The sequence below is a fragment of the Micromonospora sp. NPDC005163 genome (assembly GCF_053599835.1).
Genome location: NZ_JBSFYP010000136.1, coordinates 1 through 5,335, shown reverse-complemented (window position 1 = coordinate 5,335; position 5,335 = coordinate 1). Strand labels below are relative to the sequence as shown.

The 5,335-nt window shown below is 70.6% G+C and carries 4 protein-coding genes and 2 pseudogenes; 5 read left to right on the top strand and 1 reads right to left on the bottom strand.

Translation table 11 applies throughout. The features are described 5' to 3' along the window. The first annotated feature begins 549 nt into the window (after nucleotides 1-549). Nucleotides 550-1,419, top strand: coding sequence for an aldo/keto reductase family oxidoreductase (locus tag ACWD6N_RS37290; protein WP_387331095.1), 870 nt, complete (start codon nucleotides 550-552; stop codon nucleotides 1,417-1,419). A gap of 212 nt (nucleotides 1,420-1,631) precedes the next feature. Here ACWD6N_RS37290 and ACWD6N_RS37285 read toward each other — a convergent pair whose 3' ends face one another. Continuing rightward, nucleotides 1,632-1,829, bottom strand: a complete 198-nt coding sequence (locus ACWD6N_RS37285) for a hypothetical protein (RefSeq protein ID WP_450006675.1) — start codon at nucleotides 1,827-1,829, stop codon at nucleotides 1,632-1,634. A 162-nt stretch (nucleotides 1,830-1,991) separates the two neighbouring features. On the opposite strand from ACWD6N_RS37285, the pseudogene ACWD6N_RS37280 reads away from it, so the two are divergent. The 4 genes and pseudogenes from ACWD6N_RS37280 to ACWD6N_RS37265 form a co-directional block, all read left to right on the top strand. After that, nucleotides 1,992-2,579, top strand: a pseudogene (locus ACWD6N_RS37280) (Hsp70 family protein); the annotation flags it as partial. A 388-nt stretch (nucleotides 2,580-2,967) separates the two neighbouring features. Beyond that, nucleotides 2,968-3,372, top strand: a complete 405-nt coding sequence (locus ACWD6N_RS37275; protein WP_450006678.1) for a hypothetical protein — start codon at nucleotides 2,968-2,970, stop codon at nucleotides 3,370-3,372. A 77-nt stretch (nucleotides 3,373-3,449) separates the two neighbouring features. Beyond that, nucleotides 3,450-3,863, top strand: a complete 414-nt coding sequence (locus tag ACWD6N_RS37270) for a hypothetical protein (RefSeq protein WP_387331086.1) — start codon at nucleotides 3,450-3,452, stop codon at nucleotides 3,861-3,863. A gap of 619 nt (nucleotides 3,864-4,482) precedes the next feature. After that, nucleotides 4,483-5,335 (top strand): annotated as a pseudogene (locus ACWD6N_RS37265) (hypothetical protein); the annotation flags it as partial.

Genomic DNA, 5,335 nt, shown 5'->3' with positions numbered 1-5,335 from the left:
GGAACCGATCGGCTAACACGAGCGCACATCGACGCCATCGACGACCTCGTCCGTAGCCGGTGGTTCGGGCGCTGCGCCGTCCTGCACGACGACGCAGGTAAGCCCGCAGAGATCTACTTCTGGGGCTACTCAGGCGACTGATTCCGACGGCCACTGGCGCCCGTTGAGTAACGGCCGACCAGTCGCGACGCCATCAGCACCCAAACCGCCTTACGGCATCCGGCCCATGGCTTGGTAGTGGCTGTTCCCGAGCCGTATTGAGGTGCGCCGGTCTTGGAATATCCGCACATGCCGCTGACAATGCGCGGCGTTCGTGAGTGAGCGCGCCCCATCTGACCGATGGGGCGTCCGGAGCCAAGCGCTGGTGCCAGCCGAGGCACTGGGGGTCGGCTCCCTAGCGCCACCTGCGAGTCCCGCTCACGTCCCGCGGCCGGCACATGGGCACTCGTTGACATCCGCCGCTAGCCATCACCTCTGGCGGCCGCCGCGGTTTGGCGCCCGCGTCGGCGGGAAGCGCGTGGACCTGCGACAACGAGGAGAGGAACTCTCATGACATCGACCCCACTGCCTGGCGGGACGTTCACCATGGCCGAGGATCTGACGTTCACCCGGATGGGGTACGGCGCGATGCAGTTGGCCGGCCCGCACGTGTTCGGCCCGCCGGCCGACCGCGACGCTGCCGTGGCCGTGCTGCGCGAGGCCGTTCTCCTGGGTATCAACCACATCGACACCGCCGACTACTACGGCCCGTACGTCACCAACGAGATCATCAGGGAGGCTTTGCACCCGTACCCTGACGATCTACACATCGTGACGAAGGTCGGAGCGTTGCGGGACGCCGAGGGGAACTGGCCGCCGGCGCTGGCTCCCGAGCAGCTGCGCCAGGCTGTGCACGACAACCTGTATCACCTCGGGCTAGACGCACTCGACGTGGTCAACCTGCGCGTCGGTGGGCTCGACCGACCCACTCCCGGCCCCATCGCCGAGCCGTTCACCGCGCTCGCGCAGCTGCAGCAGGACGGCCTGATCAAGCATCTCGGTCTCAGCACCGTCAACGCCGAGCAGATCGCCGAAGCACAGTCCATCGCGCCGATCGTATGCGTCCAGAACTTCTACAACATCGCCAACCGCAACGACGATGACCTGATCGACTCCCTCGCCGCACAGGGCATCGCCTACGTGCCCTATTTCCCGCTCGGCGGCTTCTCCCCACTGCAGTCCGAGGAACTGAACGCTGTCGCCAACCGCTTCGACACCACACCGATGGCCGTCGCGCTGGCGTGGCTGCTCCAGCGCTCCCCGAACCTCCTGCTCATCCCCGGCACCTCATCCGTCACGCACCTGCGTGAGAACGTCACCGCTGCTGCGCTGACCCTTCCCAAGGACGCGCTGACCGAACTGAACGCCATCGCGTCGTGAACACGACCACCGCGGAACCTCCGATCGGGTTCATCGGCCTCGGCGACCGGGAACCACTTGCGCCGACCGCCGTCGCCGAAGCGGGGTGCCCCCTGCACATGGAGCCCGCCGACCCGGCCCCCTTGACGCGGTCGGCGACGACGCGCACGTCCGGCAGGAACCCAGTCGCTGGGCTGACTGGTTGAGGATGCTGTGCCGTCCACCCGTCGAGGTCATTCGCAGCGGTCCTCCGAGCCGCGCCCGTACGGCTGGCAACAGTCGGGCCGGTGCTGGTACACGCGCAGGTCCCGGCCGCGGGACCGCCCGATGTCCGAGGTGCGCTCGTACAGGCACGCACCCCACACCACGGACTCGCCGCCGCCGTCGATGACGTGCCCGTGGCCTGGCCCGCCGCGCAACAACACCTCCATCCCGAATGACGTATCACGCAGGACCGGCCGGCGCAGGACGACGGCACAGGTCGGGAAGCCCCGCACACAGCTCCAGCGCGGCGACGCCACGAGGACTAGAGCGGACGGCCCGTTCCGTTCAGTAGCGGCGGGGTGACGTAAGCGAGATGTTCATGTTTGACTATGCCTATGCGGGCGGGGGAGGCGCGGCTAGCAATTGACTGCGGCACCACCAGCACCGTCGCCGTCCTTGCCTGGCCCGACGGCAGCTGGTCGCCACTGTCCTTCGACGGCGCACCACACCTGTCCAGCGCCGTCTACCTCTCCCCGGACGGCGACGTGTGGACAGGGCAGCGGGCATGGCAGGCCGCGGCGGACCAGCCGAACCGGTTCATCCCGGCACCGCGCCGCCCCACCGACGACCAGCTCACCATCGACGGAACCGTCGTTGACGCTCTCGACCTGGCGGCAGCAACCTTGCGCCGCGTCGCTGCCGAGGCCGAGCGGGTCGCCGGCGGCCCGGTGCAAGATGTGCGGGTGGTGGTGCCGGCAGGATGGGGGCCGCGGCGGCGCACCTGGATGCGGCAGGCCGCCCACCGGGCCGGTCTTCCACAGCCACGCCTGGTGGAAGCGCCGGTGGCCGTCGCCGAGCACCTGGTGGCCACCGGCCTGCAATGCCGGGTGGGGTCGTTCATCGCCGTCTGCGATCTGGGTGCGGGCGCGGAGGCCACTGTCCTGCGCCGTGGCCCTGCCGGCTTCGAGGTCCTTGCGACCCTCGCCGACCCAGCCGCCGGCGGCACCGCCATCGACCAAGCTCTCGCCGCGTCCCTCACCGGCGACCCCATGCCCGAGGACGCCGGTGATGGCGCACTGCGGTGGACGGTGGCCGCCAGCGTTCAAGCCGCGAAGGAAGCCCTGGCGCATCACCCGGCCGTGACCGTGCCGCTTCCCAACCGGCCACCCATCATCGTGAACAACACCATGCTCGAGCAGGCCGCCCACCCGGTCCTGCAGCGCGCTGCGCAGCTGACCAGCGAGGCGGTCACCGCAGCCGAGATCAGCACCCGACGAACTCGCCGGCGTCTACTGCGTCGGAGGCGGCGCGCACCTGCCGCAACTGGAGAAGCTCATCGCCGACCAGACCGGCGTCGCTCCGACAGTGGTCACGCAGCCGGCGCTCGTTGCCGCCAGAGGCGCCGCGGACGCCGGCGCCGCCAACCCCAGCACGGCGAGCGCCGTGGAAGTGCCGGTGCCGCCGGTGCGGCGGGCCGTCGCCATCGCCGTGCCCGGCTTCGCGTCCCTGGCCCTGATCTGGCAGTGCCTCATGACCGCAGAGCAGCACAGCACGCTGAACGTGCACTACTGGGTGACCCTGAACTGGGGCGAGCTCACCATGGCCGCCGTGTTCGCCCTCCTGGCATGCCTCGGAGCGGGCACCATCCTCGGCTCCCTCGCCGCCGCCCACAGCCCCACCCCCACACCCGGTCCGAAGGCGGAAAGATCAGCGTCGGCATCCTCGCCGCCGTCTCCCTCGGCCTCGCGATCGCGGGCCTCTACGCGGTAGTTGCCAGCCAGTACCTAGGCCAGCCGGTAGGCGCGTTCCTCAGATGGGCCCTTTGGCCGATCACCCCGACCGCGCTGATGGCCGCCGCCATGGCGGTCGTCGCCGCCCGGCAATGGCGCGCACCCCACGGTGGCTGGTCGGCGCTGCTGGCCGTGCCGACCGGCTCCGTCGTCACGGCCGCCGCCGGCATGGCGCTGATCCAGTATTCCCTGACGGCCGACCGGTGGCCTGACCTCATCCTGTGGATCGACATCGCCGGCCGCGTCGGCGGCCTGCTCCTCGGCGTCGGGGTGGTCATGGCGCTCGTGACACCGCTGGTGTTCCGCCTCATCCTCGCCGCACCCCTCGCCGTGATCACCGCCGCGATCGTCAGTTCACAGGCCGCCGGCATCCTCGGCGTCATCTACGCCATCGCCATCGCCGTCTGGTGGGCCGCGCGGTTGTGGACGCGCGTCATCCGTCCCGCCGCACCCGCCGCCCATGCCCCTTGATCCGTCCCAGGGCAACGGGGCCGCCATGACGAGCGCGGACCGCGGCTTGGCCGCCGCGAGCCACTGCATCGGCTGCCGGTGGGCGACGTCTGCGAGCCGGCGCGGCAGCGTCAGCCGAGCCGACGGCGGGTCCGCAACCTGCGGGAGGAGGTGCCCGCGATGCGGTGGCCGCGTCGGATAGGGGCCAGCTTCTTCCTTGTCCTCCTGCTGGCGGGCCCGCCGCTGCTGCTGGCGCGCACCGTCGGATGGCCACTCCGCCGGTGGCCGAGCTCGCAGCAGGCGCGGCAGTGGCTGGAACAGCCCCTGACCGAGCAGACCCTGACCGGTGCCCTGGCGATCCTCGCCTGGCTGGTGTGGCTGTTGCTGGCTGGCACGATCCTCGGCCGACTGGTCGTGAGGACACGCGCCGGCATGCGGTGGCTGCGCCGGGTACCGCTTCCCACGCCGCTTCAGGCCACCGCCACCGGCATGGCCGGAGCCGCGGTCTTCAGCGCCTCCGCCAGTACGACGCCCGCACCACAGGCAGATATCCCCTCGACGACGGTCGGCACCGTCGACCACCACCCGTACCGCCGAGACGCGCGGTACGACGTTCACCATCGCCCCAGACGGGGTCACGGTGCCGGGTGGCTGGATACCGCACGCCAGCGCCGAACAGATTGCCGCGGCCGCAGCACTCGTGTGGCTGCGGCGCCGGCGCGCTTACCGCCCGGATGAGGCCGGGCCGGCGCAACGCGAGAACCTCGACCTCGCCCCGCTGCCAGAGACCGTCACCGCAGCCCACGCAGCGTTGGCCGCCTCTGAAGGCACCGGTCCATCCGATCACACCGCACCAGATCAGCGCACGGAACAGCCGCCGGACTCATTGCTGACGGATGTGCCGCCGACGGGCGTCGGGCTCACAGGGGTTGCCGCCGACGATGCCGCTCGCGGCGTTCTCGTCACCGTCCTTTTGCACCCCCTGCACCGCCGCAGCGGAGAGACGGCGCTCATCACCACCAGCGGGGACCTGACCAGGCTGCTCGGCCCCACCGCGTGCCGGCTCCATGCGGTGTCGGGTCTCACCGTCACCGCATCACTTGAGGAAGCAGTGACGGTGCTGAAGGAACACCAGCAGCATCAAACTCCTGACACCGCCACTGGGCTGGCCAGCAGGTCGGCGCATGTGCCGGCCGGCCAGATGCCCCAGGTCATCCTCACCCACACGCCGCCGGAGTCCAGCACCGCACACCGCCTCGAGGCCGCACTCGCAGCGACCAGCGGCACCACCATCGCAGTCCTCGTCGGCGCCTGGCCCCACGGCGCGACCTGGGAGATCACGGCAACCGGACACGCCTATGACAACACAACCGAGCAGCCGGAACGGCGGAGGATGTGCGTCCTCAACGCGGCGGCTGCCGCCGACTTGCTCGCAGTGATCAGCCAGGCCCGGCCTCAGCCAGGACACCACGAGCCACTGCCTCCGGCAGCCG